This window comes from Prochlorococcus marinus str. MIT 9515, from assembly GCF_000015665.1.
GTDB lineage: Bacteria > Cyanobacteriota > Cyanobacteriia > PCC-6307 > Cyanobiaceae > Prochlorococcus_A > Prochlorococcus_A marinus_P.
In genome coordinates, this window is record NC_008817.1 from 393,569 (window position 1) to 408,970 (window position 15,402).

The 15,402-nt window shown below is 34.5% G+C and carries 17 protein-coding genes and 2 tRNA genes; 10 read left to right on the forward strand and 9 right to left on the reverse strand.

All coding sequences use genetic code 11. From position 1 onward, the window contains the following. Window positions 1–208: 208 nt before the first annotated feature. From P9515_RS02180 to P9515_RS02210, 8 genes are all read right to left on the reverse strand, one after another. The gene (locus P9515_RS02180; protein ID WP_011819761.1) at window positions 209–2,278 is read right to left on the reverse strand and encodes a DNA cytosine methyltransferase; all 2,070 of its coding nucleotides are present in this window, start codon (window positions 2,276–2,278) and stop codon (window positions 209–211) included. Then, complete coding sequence (locus tag P9515_RS02185; RefSeq protein WP_011819762.1) at window positions 2,275–2,988, reverse strand: DUF6339 family protein; 714 nt, start codon at window positions 2,986–2,988, stop codon at window positions 2,275–2,277. The genes P9515_RS02180 and P9515_RS02185 overlap by 4 nt, the downstream gene beginning before the upstream one ends. Continuing rightward, on the reverse strand, window positions 2,985–4,016 hold the full coding sequence (locus P9515_RS02190) for a hypothetical protein (protein WP_011819763.1): 1,032 nt from the start codon (window positions 4,014–4,016) through the stop codon (window positions 2,985–2,987). Before P9515_RS02190 ends, P9515_RS02185 begins: the two co-directional genes overlap by 4 nt. Before the next feature lie 2 nt (window positions 4,017–4,018). Next, window positions 4,019–5,983 carry a hypothetical protein gene (locus tag P9515_RS02195; protein WP_011819764.1) on the reverse strand — a complete coding sequence of 655 codons (1,965 nt, stop codon included), beginning with the start codon at window positions 5,981–5,983 and terminating at the stop codon, window positions 4,019–4,021. A 165-nt stretch (window positions 5,984–6,148) separates the two neighbouring features. After that, on the reverse strand, window positions 6,149–6,430 hold the full coding sequence (locus P9515_RS09960; RefSeq protein WP_011819765.1) for a tyrosine-type recombinase/integrase: 282 nt from the start codon (window positions 6,428–6,430) through the stop codon (window positions 6,149–6,151). A gap of 60 nt (window positions 6,431–6,490) precedes the next feature. Then, a complete protein-coding gene (locus P9515_RS10050) occupies window positions 6,491–6,616 on the reverse strand; it encodes a hypothetical protein (protein ID WP_263969690.1) in 126 nt (41 codons plus the stop codon). 113 nt (window positions 6,617–6,729) lie between these two features. Beyond that, window positions 6,730–6,801, reverse strand: a tRNA-Thr gene (locus P9515_RS02205). Between the two features lie 11 nt (window positions 6,802–6,812). Beyond that, window positions 6,813–6,894: transfer RNA gene (locus P9515_RS02210), tRNA-Tyr, on the reverse strand. A 101-nt stretch (window positions 6,895–6,995) separates the two neighbouring features. On the opposite strand from P9515_RS02210, the gene aroQ reads away from it, so the two are divergent. From aroQ to proC, 10 genes are all read left to right on the forward strand, one after another. Then, a complete protein-coding gene (aroQ, locus tag P9515_RS02215; protein ID WP_011819766.1) occupies window positions 6,996–7,436 on the forward strand; it encodes a type II 3-dehydroquinate dehydratase in 441 nt (146 codons plus the stop codon). Next, window positions 7,437–8,045, forward strand: coding sequence for a MiaE family protein (locus P9515_RS02220; protein ID WP_011819767.1), 609 nt, complete (start codon window positions 7,437–7,439; stop codon window positions 8,043–8,045). Between the two features lie 28 nt (window positions 8,046–8,073). Continuing rightward, entirely contained in the window at window positions 8,074–8,835 is a 762-nt protein-coding gene (locus P9515_RS02225) for a precorrin-2 C(20)-methyltransferase (RefSeq protein WP_041710555.1), read from the forward strand. After that, window positions 8,825–9,316 (forward strand): DUF1823 family protein, encoded by a 492-nt coding sequence (locus P9515_RS02230; RefSeq protein ID WP_011819769.1) that lies wholly within the window; start codon window positions 8,825–8,827, stop codon window positions 9,314–9,316. Before P9515_RS02225 ends, P9515_RS02230 begins: the two co-directional genes overlap by 11 nt. Before the next feature lie 72 nt (window positions 9,317–9,388). Continuing rightward, window positions 9,389–10,765, forward strand: coding sequence for a ribosome biogenesis GTPase Der (der, locus tag P9515_RS02235; RefSeq protein ID WP_011819770.1), 1,377 nt, complete (start codon window positions 9,389–9,391; stop codon window positions 10,763–10,765). Next, a complete protein-coding gene (locus P9515_RS02240) occupies window positions 10,765–11,679 on the forward strand; it encodes an energy-coupling factor transporter transmembrane component T family protein (protein WP_011819771.1) in 915 nt (304 codons plus the stop codon). The genes der and P9515_RS02240 overlap by 1 nt, the downstream gene beginning before the upstream one ends. Before the next feature lie 18 nt (window positions 11,680–11,697). Then, entirely contained in the window at window positions 11,698–11,964 is a 267-nt protein-coding gene (locus P9515_RS02245) for a PII-interacting protein PipX family protein (protein ID WP_011819772.1), read from the forward strand. A gap of 3 nt (window positions 11,965–11,967) precedes the next feature. Then, window positions 11,968–12,606 carry a YggS family pyridoxal phosphate-dependent enzyme gene (locus P9515_RS02250; RefSeq protein WP_011819773.1) on the forward strand — a complete coding sequence of 213 codons (639 nt, stop codon included), beginning with the start codon at window positions 11,968–11,970 and terminating at the stop codon, window positions 12,604–12,606. Window positions 12,607–12,762: 156 nt separating this feature from the next. Beyond that, on the forward strand, window positions 12,763–13,338 hold the full coding sequence (locus P9515_RS02255) for a cell division protein SepF (RefSeq protein ID WP_011819774.1): 576 nt from the start codon (window positions 12,763–12,765) through the stop codon (window positions 13,336–13,338). A 7-nt stretch (window positions 13,339–13,345) separates the two neighbouring features. Then, window positions 13,346–14,158: a pyrroline-5-carboxylate reductase gene (gene proC / locus P9515_RS02260; RefSeq protein WP_011819775.1), complete on the forward strand. Its 813-nt coding sequence runs from the start codon at window positions 13,346–13,348 to the stop codon at window positions 14,156–14,158. On the opposite strand, the gene P9515_RS02265 is transcribed toward proC, so the two are convergent. Continuing rightward, window positions 14,155–15,321 carry a glycosyltransferase family 4 protein gene (locus P9515_RS02265; RefSeq protein WP_011819776.1) on the reverse strand — a complete coding sequence of 389 codons (1,167 nt, stop codon included), beginning with the start codon at window positions 15,319–15,321 and terminating at the stop codon, window positions 14,155–14,157. The genes proC and P9515_RS02265 overlap by 4 nt on opposite strands. Between the last annotated feature and the right edge of the window lie 81 nt (window positions 15,322–15,402).

Genomic DNA, 15,402 nt, shown 5'->3' on the forward strand with positions numbered 1-15,402 from the left:
AAATGAGAGTAAATCTGGTGCTCACTCAGGAAAAACCAATAAAACCTGCCCTGCTTTACCCCATATCAAGGGTGCTATAGCTCTCAAACTACGTACAGAAGTCATCAGGACACCAGATAAACTTACTATGTACTATATATAGGTCAATTATATTTGTCAAGAAATTCATTTAGAGCGTACATATGTAATATGTACGGGCAGTAAATTATCAGGCAGCTTCTATCTTTTGCTCTTTTGGTAATAATTTTAATTTATTCTGGATAATTTCATCTGTATCTTCTTGTTTAGATAAAGCCAGTAAGGAGCAATAACCAGTACCTTCACTGTCTTTCTCTAATAAATGACCTATATGTATCTCTCTGTTCATGTTGCTGAATTTCAATTTCTCATAATCTAAATCCATCAACTTAGAAATAATTTTTGTTATTACTAAGGATTGTTTTATCTCAGTGGTCAGACCAACTGTTGCAAGAGCTCCTCTTACTGAATTCCTAGAAAATAAACCATAATCTTTTCTGGCTATTTCACTCCAGTCAATTTCATCTTTGTTTAAATCTTCAGCTAAGAGTTCTAGGGAAGGAATATATTTTTCAAGACTGAAACTTTTTATTTTCATCGTCCGCATTTTTATATTGTCATGAAGAAAACTTTCGGGATTAGGCCAGGACTTTTTCAGCTGTCTATATGTTTCCTTTTTTCTACCTTCCAGGTTTTTATCACTTTCTCCTACATTTTTTTTCTTTTTATCCTTATGATCCTTTTTGAAGGTTTCTGGGAGTAAGATTCCAAGGCATGCATTCCATGCTCTTACTTCATTTGGAATAATTTTTCTACCTTCTCTTTTTTTTGTCCAGATAAGTTCAACTTCTTTTTTATTTAATTCATACCAGCTAATAAGATTTTTTCGTAGTTGAGGAACTAAATCTGCCTGCATATAATCTTTTTTATTTTTTATCGATTTAATTAATGCTTTTCCTAGTTCATAAGCAACTATGGGTGCAACTGCTTCTCCAATTTGATGGAATCTATTAGAAGGTCCTCCATGAAAATTAAACCCATCCGGAAATGATTGAACTCTTGCTGCTTCTCTGACTGAGAGTGTTCTATTTTGTTGGGGATGGATATACCAGTATCCATCTTTTGACATATGAGCAGTGATTGTGAGACATGGTTCATTTGGTTTGAGAATATTATATTTATCACCAAAGCTATTCTTTTGATTTTCCTTTACTTTCTTGCCTTCCCTAAAAGCTCTGCTGGTTACTGAATATCTCCTTTGAGCTTCTGATAGTTGAGAATATTTAACTCCAGTGGATCTCATTAATTTAAATGTTTCTAGATCATCCTCTCTAACTTTTCTTATCAGGTGATCATGAATTACGTCATCATCAATTTCTAACCATTCTCTCATAGATGTTTGATAAGGGGTTATGGGGCCTCCATAGCTATATCTCTCATCCCACTTCTCGTTCCATCCTCCCTCCAAAGGAGGTAAATCAGAAATCGCATCTTCCAATGTAACTGCTTTATCAACGGAATTGTATGTTGGCTTTGGCCATTTCATTGGAGCACATTCATTTATCTTTGTTCCTGAAATAAATAATCTTGGTCTGAGTTGAGGGACTCCATACTGCCATGCATAAATCAATTTGGGGTCTATACGATAACCGGCTTTCTCAGCTCTATTAATTATTGATCTGAATATTTCCTGCTCTCCACCCTGGGCAATATCAGAAACATTTTCCATTAGAAAAGCTTTTGGCTTTACCTGCTCAACTATCGAAATAAATGATTCCCATAATTCTCTTCTATCTTCATTAAGTTCCTGATGTTGAGCCGAAACTTCTTCATTATGTTTCCTCCATTTGATATTTCTCGAAAAAGGCTGACATGGAGGCCCACCTGCAATAAGTGAAATTTCTCCACATTCGTTAAGTTTGTCAGCAATTTCATTAACAACCTTTCTTTTACTTAAATCACATTCATACGAGCAACCGCCAAAATGATGCCTGTGAGTCATTATTGAATCATTTCGAATATCACATGCAAGAATTACATCAAAATTTGCTCGATGAAGCCCAAGACTTAAACCACCAGCACCTGAAAAAAGATCAACAGCAAAGTTTGGGTCTTTTTTAAGACTACGAACTTTTGCCGCATAACCAGGAAGTTCATCAAATTCGCATGAATCAATATGAGGATCAAGTTCTGTTGAAGGACCTCTGACAGGAGTTAATCTATGTGGATCAATTTTTCCTACTGCATTCTTATGTATCATGAAGCCTCCTTATCCTGAATATCAATTAATTTTTGCAGTTGTTCTTCACTCAATAGATCAAGACATATAGAGCCACCCAGAGAATTAAGTTTTCTTATCGCAATTCTTACTTTGCTGTCTGGCAATTCAACAAGCTTTTCTGTTAATACTCTATTTATCTTGGGTATCAAGCCAAATTCTCTGTCACTTAAACCGAGATGAAGTTCCTGACTCGTGAAAAGTTTTTTGACCAGAGTGTAGTCAGATTGACTTTTATCCATCATCCTATCTGCGGCAAAGAAAAGTCTGGAAAAGGTATTTCTCCCATGACCATTAATTGAAGATGTCCCAAGAAATCTTATAGAAGGAACATGTTTTTTGCCTGTTCCAACCGTAAATCCATCTTCAGGGTCAATAGGAATACTCCCTCTCCATCTAAGCCAGGGAATGTTTGGATATTTTATTACGCAAAGCCAATGCCACATTCTCATATCAGTAAGAACATGAGAAGGAAGCGGTTTAAATGTTTTATGAACGCACTCGACCAATCTCTCATCCAGGTTTGAACCTTTTATATTTTCAAGGATTAGTTGATCTACAAGTTTTGAGAGGTCAGTAAGATCTACTTCGGATTCTACTTTCTCTAAACCTATAGACTCTGGATATCTTAAAGCTGAAATAAGTCCACTATTTATTAAAGGATTCTTTAATCTGAAAAGCTCTTCTCTCATGCGACCTCCTCTTTCTTAGGCATCTTTGAACTCTCTGATTCAAAACTACAACCTCTTGCCATTATTTCTGCTAATTCCATTATCTTTGTTTCCTGTTGAATTATTGAACTCATTTTTAGAATCAAATTTTGAAACGATTCAGGAGATCTAAGCTCATTAGCAAGTGCAATAACGGCTTCGTTCGGAGAAATATTTGTTTCAAGGAGACTGTTAGAGAATAATGAGAGTGTCTGAAGTTGGGATTGTGGGAGCTGTTCAATAACTTCTTCGCTGCTAAGTTCTCTGTTTGTATTGAGAATATTTTGAATGGAGTTCATTGCAGTTGCGACTAGCATTGTCCAAACAGTGGAACAGATTGATGTGAAAATAACATCTCTCTGTAAACAGTTGGTATCTTTTCTTAGAGATTTGCTCATCAAGAGCTTTTTAAGAGAAGCTGTTACATCCTCATTCATTTCAATCACTGGAGGTTCACTTGGGATTAATCTCCATAATTGATCGCGACTCTCAGACGGAAATGATTGCCACCTTATATCAAAAATTGACTCATTACTGATTTCAGCGTTTGCAAAACGAATTGTATGGATAAGACTTCTTCCTATTATCTGCCCCATCTCTGAAGCGTACCCACTTTTTGAGTCTGAACCTTTAAACTTTTCAGTCCTTACAAGAAGAGCTTCTGCTCTTATTTCCTCTCCATTCATAAATGGAATGTAGGAAATTTCGGAGAAGAAAAATCCACCCCCACCATCTTCCAAGTCTATGGTTTCTCTTCTTCCAGTTGAGCGACTTATTAAACGACAGATAAATTTAACAGGTGGATTCTCCCTCTCTGATGGATGAATTGTTTCTTCCCATTCATACGGAGCTGTAAGAAGTATTTCCAGTTTTGTCTTCTCAAGTTTGCCGTTGAACTTGAAGATAATACCATTGCTGACTTCTTGAATCACCTCTTCAGAAATACTCTCAGGAGCAGTGATTCTAAATGCTCCATCAAGATCGATTGTTCTCCAGGGGACGAAATGCATAACTAACCTACTTTCCTGAATCCAGCAATTTCAGGGTTCACTCCTATTGGAGGTTTGACTGTGCATTCAAAAGGAACTGATGAGAATTGATTTTCCGCAGAGAATACAAATCTTTTTGAATCTGAGTCATCTAGAGAAATATGTTTTTCACTTCCTAAAATCTGCATATCACTTATCCCCCACATTTCCCCCTGTCCACTGTCTGCGATGCTTTGAAAAGATAAATGAACTTTTGCAGATCTTTTTGAATCCCCTGATCTCACTAATTCTCCAGTTATTCTCCAGCCATTAGTTTTCTTGTTGAAGAAGGATCTCTGCCTGTCTATTACAACTTCAAGAGAAGAATTTCTAGCCTTTGACTGAATCTTCTTTTGCTTCATTCCTCTCCCTAGATTAAGCATTCTTCTAAGCATCTCAGGCCCTTCATCAGGACGAGAAACGAATGAGGTCAAAAGGTTTTGAATAAGTATTTGTCTGAGTTCGTATCGTATTCCTCTGAGTCTGTTTGCATGACCTTTCCAGGTATAGCTCTCCCTAAGTCTTCTGGTTGTTGGCAACCAGTCATCATGGGTGACAGGTTCACCAGCTCGGAAATATTCTTCAGCAAATAGAGCATTCTCTTTATTCAATTCAGTTTTTTCAGATTCAGCAATTTCATTCAATGATGTACCGACAAATGCAGCAGCGCAGTAGGAACCCCCATCATTTAATCTTGTCCCTTCGGCATAATCGACAACCATTCCCGAACCCCTTATAAGGGCGATTGTTGAACGGCAAGGTAAACTTTCCTCCTTGGATGAGACTCTTGTAACTCCAAGTCTGACAAAGCTTTTAAGCTCATCATGAAGAAGTTCTGGGTTGTCTGAGGGCTCGACTCTTGCAGGTATTGGAAACTCAATGTCTATTGAGGAACTATCCCCGGGGAATAATGATTTTGTATTTTCGAAAGGCTCAACTCTTCCACATTCAACAAATGAAGACCATATCCCATTAGCCGCAGCCTCAGATACAAACTCAGCCGATTTACCCTCTTCACGAAAAACCCTTGCTTTGAAATCAAGCCTTTTCCAGCTGATTGCCGGCCAGAACCATTTCGATGCAGCTTCTGTGAAATCTCTGCAGAGTTCTTCAGGCTCTCTTATCCCTGATGAACCTGTATCATCACGATCCGGTTCATGAAAAGTTGGGATGAGAATAGTTGTTCCGCATTCGGTTTCATTGTCACGATTAAGGAGAATTTTTTCTGCATCTCCATCTTTCAGCCATGTTGATTCTGCTACAGGTATTCCATCTTTCTTAATTTCAGAACCCATATAGGCTCCATCAAGCCAGGACTTGCCATTCATTTCATGAGCTGGAAGTTCACTTCTCCCAAAGATTCTCAGATCCTTTTCCCCTTCAATTCTGGAAGAGAAAAGAACAGTGAATATTCTGGAATGCATCCAACTGACTGCTTTCCCAAGACCAAAACTGCCCCCTAACCCTGACTCTTTCCCAGTTGAGAAATTCTGTACACAGAGCTTTCGGAAATTTCCTTTCTCATCCCAGTCATCACCAGTAAGGCCGTCAGTACCATAATCACTGATTCTCAGACAGACGAGGTCTGAGGATTTCATCGATTCCAATCCTGCTTTCAGAGTAAGAGCAGTTCCACTGGAACCTTTCACTGAAGAAAGATGAGGGATAAGAGTTTCACTGTTTATTGATTTCAGAAATTCCTCTTTTTTCTCTCCCTTGAGGATTATCAGATCAAAAAATATTTTCACCTTTTTATCCTTTCTCTGATCAAGACTGTTCTGACATATCTCTCTTACCAGGGTCTCGAGCAGAGAACGTTTTCTCTGAGAAGCACCTGCCTCAAATATCTCACTCGCAGCATTACCCCCACTGGATCTACCCTGACCCAGGGATGGCGTTCCAATCCATTTAAGTGGTGTCTTAGTTGTGTTCAAGTCTTCTTCAGACACTATATAAAGCGTTAATAAATAATAGTTGGGATAATTTTTTTTTCATCTTAAGGCCAGAGAATTGCAACATTTGGAAGTCAAAATCTCAAAATTCATTACAAATTTTGCTGAACGTTTTATACGTCCCATCATTTGATAAGTCCCCCCAATAGGGTAATTCATTATTTATATGGAAAGTTGAAAGTGGCTGTAGCTCATGAGCATTTTTATATCTCTGTGACTACTGCATGCACTTATCTCCGTGGCATTCATTCCGGAACTCCACATTCTGCTTATGGCAATATGCCTTAGATCATGAAATCTGAGAGTTTCAAGTCCCGCTTTTTTTCTGGCTTTATCAAATCCATGCCTCGCGCTACCTTTTGTAAGATCAATTATTCTTCCTTCCCTTTCCTGTAATTCTTCAATTATCTCTCTGGCTTTATCCGGTAAAGGAACAACTCTCATCTCAGATGAACTGACTCTGGCGGTACAATTCTTTTGATATATAGTAATTTTTTCTTCAGATCAATATTTCTTCAGGTCAGACTTAAAAGTTCGGACCGACATAATTCTTCTTTCTGATAAGGACCTGCCAGCCGCTGCCGCTTCTTCTGATTGTTGCCATTTGGTTTCATCGTTTGTGTGATGCACCTCCAGATATTTACCTTTAAAACAGAAAAGTGGACCCGTAATCGGACGTCCACTTCTGATGAATTCTTTTTAGCGATAGTGGTAATGCCACTGATACCAAGCTAACCAACGAGTGCCCTCGTCGGGACTTGAACCCGAGACCTCTCCCTTACCAAGGGAGTGCTCTACCGCTGAGCTACAAGGGCTGAAAATAAAGTGGGCCGGGTTGGATTTGAACCAACGTAGGCAGAGCCAGCGGATTTACAGTCCGCCCCCTTTAACCACTCGGGCACCGACCCCCACCATAAAAATTTATCAGTTAATGGTCACTTTGTGTGAAAATGTTTTGGTTTTTTTGTTTCTTTCTAGATAGGATTTAGAAGAAATTAGTTTCTTTTTAATGAATATTTTATTAATAAATGGACCAAATTTAAATCTATTAGGTACTAGAGAACCTGAAATATATGGTAGTAAAACCTTGAATGATATCGAAAATGACTTATCTAGTATTGCTAACGATAAAATAATTAATCTTGAATGTTTCCAAAGTAATCATGAGGGTGAAATTGTAGATAAAATTCAGGATTCTATTAAGAATGTTCAAGGAATACTTATAAACGCAGGAGCTTTTACTCATACTTCAATATCAATTAGGGATGCTTTGATCGGCTCTAAAATTCCATTTGTTGAATTACACATTTCAAATATATTTAGTAGAGAAGAATTTCGAAAAGAATCTTTTTTGACAGATAAGGCAATTGGAATTATTAGCGGATTTGGTATATCAAGCTATTCTCTTGGTTTATACGGAATTATAGAGTATTTAAAAAATAAAAAGTAAATGATAGTTGAAAATAAAAGACCTGATTTTCAAATAAAACATTTAACATCGTCAACTTCAGATGTTTGGATTAAATTAGCTTTGTCTAATCCTATCGATATCCTAATTGATCATGCTCATTGTGAAAGAAAGGCAGCAGGTGTTGCTATTCAATTGATGTTTAGATATCCAACTGAACCCAATTTATCAGAGGTTTTGAGTCCTATAGCCAGAGAGGAGTTGGAACATTTTGAAAAAATACTTTACTTCTTAAAGGATCTTGGACATTCTCTTAAAGCTCTAAAGCCGCCCCCATATGGTTCAGAATTGGCAAAGAATGTAAGAAAGGAAGAACCGCATAGGATGTTAGATAGTTTTTTGATTGCAGGACTCATTGAAGCGAGAAGCCATGAAAGACTAAGCATACTCTCATTAAACTCGGAAAATAAATCTTTTAGAGTCCTCTATAAATCTTTGTTAGAAAGTGAGGCAAGACATTTTGGTATTTATTGGAAGCTAGCGAAAAACAAATTTTCTAAAGATGAAACAGGTAAAAGGTTAAAGGAGCTTGCAAAAATCGAATCAGAAATTTTATCTGAGACATACTTTTTACCAAGGGTGCATAGTTAAATAATACTTAGGATATATTTTGAAAATGATGAAAATAAAAAATTTTCTTTATAGATTTTTAATTAAAAAAAGTAATTTTGGCTCGTTAACAATCGTTGGTGTTGGACCGGGACATTCTTCTCTCTTGACTATTGCGGCAGTTCAGGCAATAAAAAAAGCAAAAGTTATAGTTTTCCCAATTTCAAGTGATGATAAGAAGAGCTCAGCAGCTGAAATAGTTAAAGATTATATCAAATTTAAGAAAAAGATTCCTATTGTTTTTCCAATGGCTAGACAAGAATTTGAACCAGATGAAATATGGTCTAATGCTGTAGATATAATTGTTAAGTCTATAAAAAATAATAAATCAGTTGCTTTACTTTGCCTCGGTGATACTTCAATTTTTGCAAGCTCATCAAATATTCTGAGAATAATTAAAAATAATCACCCTGAAATAATTACTAGAACTATACCTGGGATATCATCTTTTTCAGCAGCAGCAGCATTAAGCAATTTTAATTTGGCTTCAAAAGGTGAGACCTTAATTATTAAAGAATGCCCTTCCCATAAAAAAGAATTAGTTGACTTGATAAGTATTAATAGAGAAAAGAAAACTGTCTTGGTTTTGTTGAAAGTGGGTAAGAGATGGGAGTGGGTTAAAACTTTATTAAAAAAAGAAGATATTTTTAGTAAAACAGTGATTGCAATAAACGTTGGAATGCCTAGTCAAATTGTGCAGGAGGCTTCTAAATTTGATCTTAATAAAGTGCCTTACTTCTCTTTATTGCTTATGAGATTTAATGATGATTAGAAAAGCTTATTATTTACCAGAAAAAAAATTTACTTGGCCTCTAAGTAAAAAATTACTATTCTCGATTCTTGATGATCAAGTAAGTGATGTGTTTGTCTGTGAATTAATTTGGGAGAGACTTTTTTATATTAAAGAAAAGCCTATTGAAAATTGGATTTGTAGTGAATATACCCCTTCCTATTGGTCAGAAAAATACAATAATTCTCCTCAAATAATTTCTGAGAGGGGTGCCTCAATTCATCTGACACGCTCTATACCTAAGGATCATAAACAAAATTTAAAAAAAGTACTTGATTTTAAAGGTTATAAGATCAATGAACTAACTCCAAGGAAAACTAGAAGAGCAACGGCAGTTAATTGGTTGATTTGTTGGGTAATTGAATATGAATCTATGCTTAAAGAATATGATAAGTTACCAATATTATCTTCCCCTCCCTTTAATCCAATGCATGGACATAAAGGAGATCCTGAAATTAAATAAATTTTCTTGTTTAGAGTAAAAGATCTTATTGAGGGTATAGTTATACTAGATCTGATTTTTTAAGGGGTATAATTGACTCTTCCATCAATAGCAATAATAGGAAGACCCAATGTTGGTAAATCGACCTTAGTTAATAGGTTATGCCAAAGTAATGATGCGATTGTATTTGATAAACCAGGAGTTACTAGAGATAGGACTTATCAAAACGCTTCTTGGGGTGGAAAGGAATTTCAAGTTGTTGATACAGGAGGACTAGTCTTTGAAGATGATAGTGAATTCCTTCCTGAGATTCGTACTCAAGTTTTTCTAGCATTAGAGGAGGCTTCTATTGCTTTATTTGTAGTTGATGGAAATCAAGGTGTAACTACGGGAGATTTATCAATTGCAAAATGGTTGAGGAATTCAGATTGTAAAACAATTGTTGCAGTAAATAAATGTGAATCTTTATCTTTAGGGATTTCTATGGCCTCTGAATTCTGGAAATTAGGTTTAGGGGAACCTTATCCTGTATCTGCTATTCATGGCTCTGGAACTGGAGATCTTTTAGACCTTGTTATTGATGAACTTCCTAAAGATTTTGATGTTGAGGATAAAGAAGATAAAGTAATGATGTCCATAATTGGAAGACCAAATGTTGGAAAGTCTAGTTTACTAAATGCTATCTGCGGAGAAAAAAGAGCAATAGTTAGTGATATAAGCGGGACAACAACTGATTCTATAGATACTCTAATAAAGAAAAATTCCCATCTTTGGAAAATAGTTGATACTGCTGGAATAAGAAGAAAAAAAAATGTAAAATATGGTACTGAATTCTTTGGTATTAACAGAGCTTTTAAATCTATTGATAGAAGCGATGTTTGCGTCTTGGTTATAGATGCTATTGATGGTGTTACTGATCAAGATCAGAAATTGGCAGGGCGCATAGAAGAGCAAGGGAGAGCATGCGTAATTGTTGTGAACAAATGGGATCTTGTAGAGAAAAACAATTCTACAATCTATCAAGTAGAGAAAGAACTCAGATCAAAATTATATTTTTTGCATTGGTCAAAAATGATTTTTATATCAGCTTTGACTGGTCAAAGAGTTGAAAATATTTTTGAGCATGCTCTTAATGCTGTAACCCAACATAGAATGAGAGTCACAACATCTGTTGTTAATGAAGTTCTTAAGGAGGCTCTTGGCTGGAAAAGTCCTCCAACTAAGAGAAGCGGTAAACAAGGAAGACTTTACTATGGCACTCAAGTAAAAAACCAGCCTCCAACTTTTACCCTTTTTGTTAATGATCCCAAATTATTTGGAATAACATATAGAAGATATATAGAAAAACAAATTAGATTAAATCTCGGCTTTGAAGGTTCTCCAATAATTCTACTTTGGAGAGGAAAGCAGAAAAGAGACTTAGAAAAGGAGACATCAAAAAAGAATATTAATATTATTCAAAAAGATTAATGAATATTCTTACTAAATTTTCTATTGGACAATATGTTGATGGGAATAGAAGTTGGTTAAGAATTATCGACAGTAGATTAAAAATAATTGCAGTATTGATTTTTCTAATTACGCCAATCTGGGCAGGTCCATTGTGGCGATTAAGTTTAGTTATTTGTCTGATATTAATTACTTTTGTAAGTTTGTTACCTTCTAGAGTTTGGTGGCGATCACTAGCCTTGCTTTTAGGATTATCATTATTAATTGGATTTTTATCATTAATAGCAGCTGCTGATATTCAATCTCTTGATAGCCCTTACAGAGATCCGAATGAATTGAATTTAATTTTAGAAAATCAGGAAAAATGGAACATTCTAGAAATTTCATCTAAGAAAATAGGATTTATAACAATTGGTCCCTATAACTTATCAAGGAAAGCTTTTGAATTAGGAATTAAAACGTCGACTTTAATTTTTACTGTTATTCATAGTGTAAATTTGATGCTCTTAACAACATTGCAAGAGGATATAGTCTGGGCATTCAGTTGGTTTATGAATCCTTTGAGAAAAGTTGGATTACCTATTGACAAATGGCTTTTTCAATTATTATTAGCTTTGCGCTTTATTCCTTTAGTCCAAGAAGAATTCCAGAATATCCTTAAATCAGTATCAGTAAGATCAATAAATCTTAGAAGTTTAGGATTTAAGAAATCTATTAATGTTTTGTTAACTATGTTTGAAAGACTATTTTTAAATATATTCTTAAGAATTGATCAAGGAGCTGATTCATTGCTGTCCAAAAAAAATATCCTTATAAAAACAAATAGACTAAAGACAATTGATAAAAAAAATCATCTAACTTTGATTATTAATTCATTATCGATATTTTTTATTTGCGTAGCAATTTTCCTTAGAAAACAGTATGGTGCATTGTAAACATCACAATATTTAAATTTGAGTTCAGAGAGTTATTTAAATCATCCAACATTTGGAATGCTATATCAAGTTTCTCCTGGAAATGAGGGGAAGTATATTTATGCGACTTTGTATGCGCAAAAAATGTTTTTTTTAGTCGAAAATAAAGAACGTGAATTTTCTTTTGAAGTTATACGATATTTAGATGCTAGAAATCAGTCTGAATTGAATTTGCAAAGATCTAGAAAAAAAACACCAGAGGATTATCAAAAATGGGAGAATTTATTTAAACAAACTTTTTTATAAAATTTGGAAATTTCAAATTACCTACAAATAAAAAAGGAATTACCACTTAATGTCAATTTACTTGCTGTGAGTAAGGGGTTTGGCAGTCAAGATATCAAAATTATTAATGATAAAGGTCAAAACGATTTTGGTGAAAGTAGATTTCAAGAAGCTATTGAAAAAAAACTCTTATTAAAAGATTTTAAAGATATAAAATGGCACTTCATTGGAAGAATTCAGAGTAATAAAATACGTAAAATAGTACAAAATTTTGACTATATACATTCTGTAGACTCATATGAAAAGTTACTAAAGATTTCTAATATTGCATTTGAAGAACATAAAAACCCATTAATAATGTTGCAAGTAAAATTAATGGATGATCCAAGTAAAGGAGGTTTTAATCCCAAAGATTTGTTAGGAAAATGGGATGAGATTAAACAATTGAAAAGTATCAAAATTAAAGGGCTTATGACTATTAACCCAAAAGGTTTAAATTCAACACAAAATATTAAACTATTTAAAGAATGCCGTAATCTTGCTAATTCACTAAAACTTCATGATTGTTCAATGGGAATGTCCCAGGACTGGAAGGAAGCGGTTGAGGCAGGCTCTACTTGGTTAAGACTAGGATCTATAATCTTTGGGAATAGATCATATTAGTCAGTAATTAATCATATTTTATAATAATCTTGTTTTTAAACTTGCGATTAACTATAACTAACGTTATTTAAGTATAGGTAGTTTATTCATTTATAAAAGATGGATGGATTACTTAAGGTTTTAGCCTTAGTTATCAATTTCAAGAGGATTTTAAAGGTGTCACTTATTTCTCGATTAAAGGCAGTTGTTGCAGGGGATGATTATTTAGATGATGACTTCGATGAGTTGGATTATGCATCAGAGGATGAATTGAACGGAGTTAATGATTACAAAGAAAATCGAAAAAACTCGAATGCTCTTTCTAATTCAAATCCATTCGACTTTATGAATAATAATAGATCATCAAATGTGGTCGGAATGCCTGGGATCTCTAATTCATCTTCTGAGGTCAGCTTGATGGAACCAAGAAGCTTTGATGAAATGCCTCAAGCCATTCAGGCATTAAGAGAGAGAAAGACTGTGATTTTAAATTTGACTATGATGGATCCTGATCAAGCACAAAGAGCTGTTGATTTTGTTGCTGGAGGTACATATGCAATAGATGGTCACCAAGAAAGAGTTGGAGAAAGCATTTTCCTTTTTGCTCCAAGTTGTGTAAATGTAACTAGTTCTTTTCCAGAAGAGGTTTCTCCTTCAAATATTTCAAGTAAAAAGACCTCTCCATATAGTTTAGAAACTAATACAACTCCAGAACCAGCTTGGGGTGAATCTAAATTATCTGCATTTTCTTAATTAATCTGTGACAAGTAAAATCGCAGTTATTGGTTTTGGAAATATTGCAAAAGCTATAATCACGCCTCTATTTGATAAAAAGATACTAAATCCAAAAGATTTTTATTGTTTAGTTAATACGAAAAAAAGTTTAGAAAATATTAGAAATAACTATAAATATAATATTAATATTTTTCAGGCGAACTCTAAAGATTCAGAGATTATTTGGGATTGCCCAGTTAAAATTCTATCTGTTAAGCCCCAGCAACTTAAAAACATAATTGAATTAGAAAAAAATAAAAATAATAGAAATTTATTGGTATCTATTTTAGCTGGTGTTTCTCTCGAAAAACTTATCAAAAGATTCCCAAATCATAAATGTGTTAGGGTCGTGACTAATATTCCAATAACAATTGGTAAAGGTTCAACTGGAATTGCTTGGGGTGATGAAATATCGGAAAATCAGAAGGAAGCTGTCAGAAGATTATTTGAAAATACTAGTAAAATAAATGAATTTCCTGAAGATCTACTCGATATTTTTTTAGCATTAACATCTTCGGGACCCGCTATAATTGCATTGATTATCGAAGCTCTAAGTGACGGAGGGTTAAGCGGTGGATTGCCAAAACAACTGTCTGAAGAACTTGTGATGGATATGATCTTAGGAACTATAAGTTTAATAAGAGAAACTAATTTAACAACTACTGAGCTTAAGAATATGGTTACTTCTCCTGGGGGTACAACAATATCAGCACTAAGGGTGTTAGAAAATAAGAGTTTAAGATCTGCTTTGATTGAGGCAGTTGTCTCTGCAAGTAATCGTAGTAAAGAATTTCGTTAAACTTTAGATGCTTTTATAATGTCTAAGTAAAGTTGTTCGAGAGCTTGGATGTTTTTTTTAATGGTATATCTTTCAATTACTCTCGCACGTCCCTTTTCCCCCAGAGCCTTAGTGAATGAAGGATGATCTATCAAAATTGGAATTATAGTTTTTAGTTGGGTAACAACATTATCTGTAGAAATTACAATACCTGCTCCCTTATCTAAAACTTCTCCGTCAGCTCCTGCATCAGTTGCAACGCATGCAGTACCAGTGGACATTGCCTCTAAAAGTGATAAGGATAGTCCCTCTATTAAGCTCGGTAAAAAAAATACCTCTGCGATTTGCATGATCGCTACTCTGGTTTCCAGATCAATTTCTGATCCCCACCAAATTAATTTATCTTTTCCTAAGTTGGAAAAACTATTTTCTAGTGTCGGTTTCATTGGGCCGTCTCCTACAATGACTAGTTTGCAATTATTAGTTTTTGTTTGACGCCAAGATTTTAAAAGGGCCTCAATATTTTTTTCGTTAGCAATTCTTCCCATATATATAAAGATTCTTCCTTCTCCTAATTTACTTTTAACTGAATTATATTTTTTACTTTTTACTTTCATAGGTTGCCAAATATTTTCATCAACTCCATTTGGAATAATTATTTGCTTTTCTTTACTAACACCTAAGTTTTCTAGAAGTGTTTTTTGAGGCTCTGAAAAAACAATAATTTTATCAAATTTAGCTAAAGACGGCGCATAAAGTTGATAAGTTAGTTGTTGAGTGCTTGCAGTTAAGTTTCTATTCTTTTTATCAAAAGCAGGATGAAATGTTCCTACTAATGGAAGGTTTATTTGTTTGCAAAGTTCAGGTAATCTAAAGTCTAAAGGAGATAAAGTTAAACTTGCATGAACTATATCTGGCTTTAATCTCTCTAACGAATGTCTTAATTCTGTTTCTGCTCTTGGAGAAGGGATTGTGTAAACTTGTGATTTAATTAAGTAAGGAAGACTCACTTCAGGATCGTTGGCTAAGAATAAGGGTTTAGATTCGTTTGCGCTAGATGGATTATCAAAATGGATAAAACTTACTTTATGACCTTTAACCTTTAATTGTTCAGTAGTTAAATTTCCATAACTTACGTTTCCACAAAAGGGAGATTTTTTACCTAACCAGGCAATATGAACCACATCAAATAAATTAACTATTTATAAAGTTAACAGTCAAAGTTCCAATCATCGAGATCTTTTAATTAAGTAACAATTTAAGAC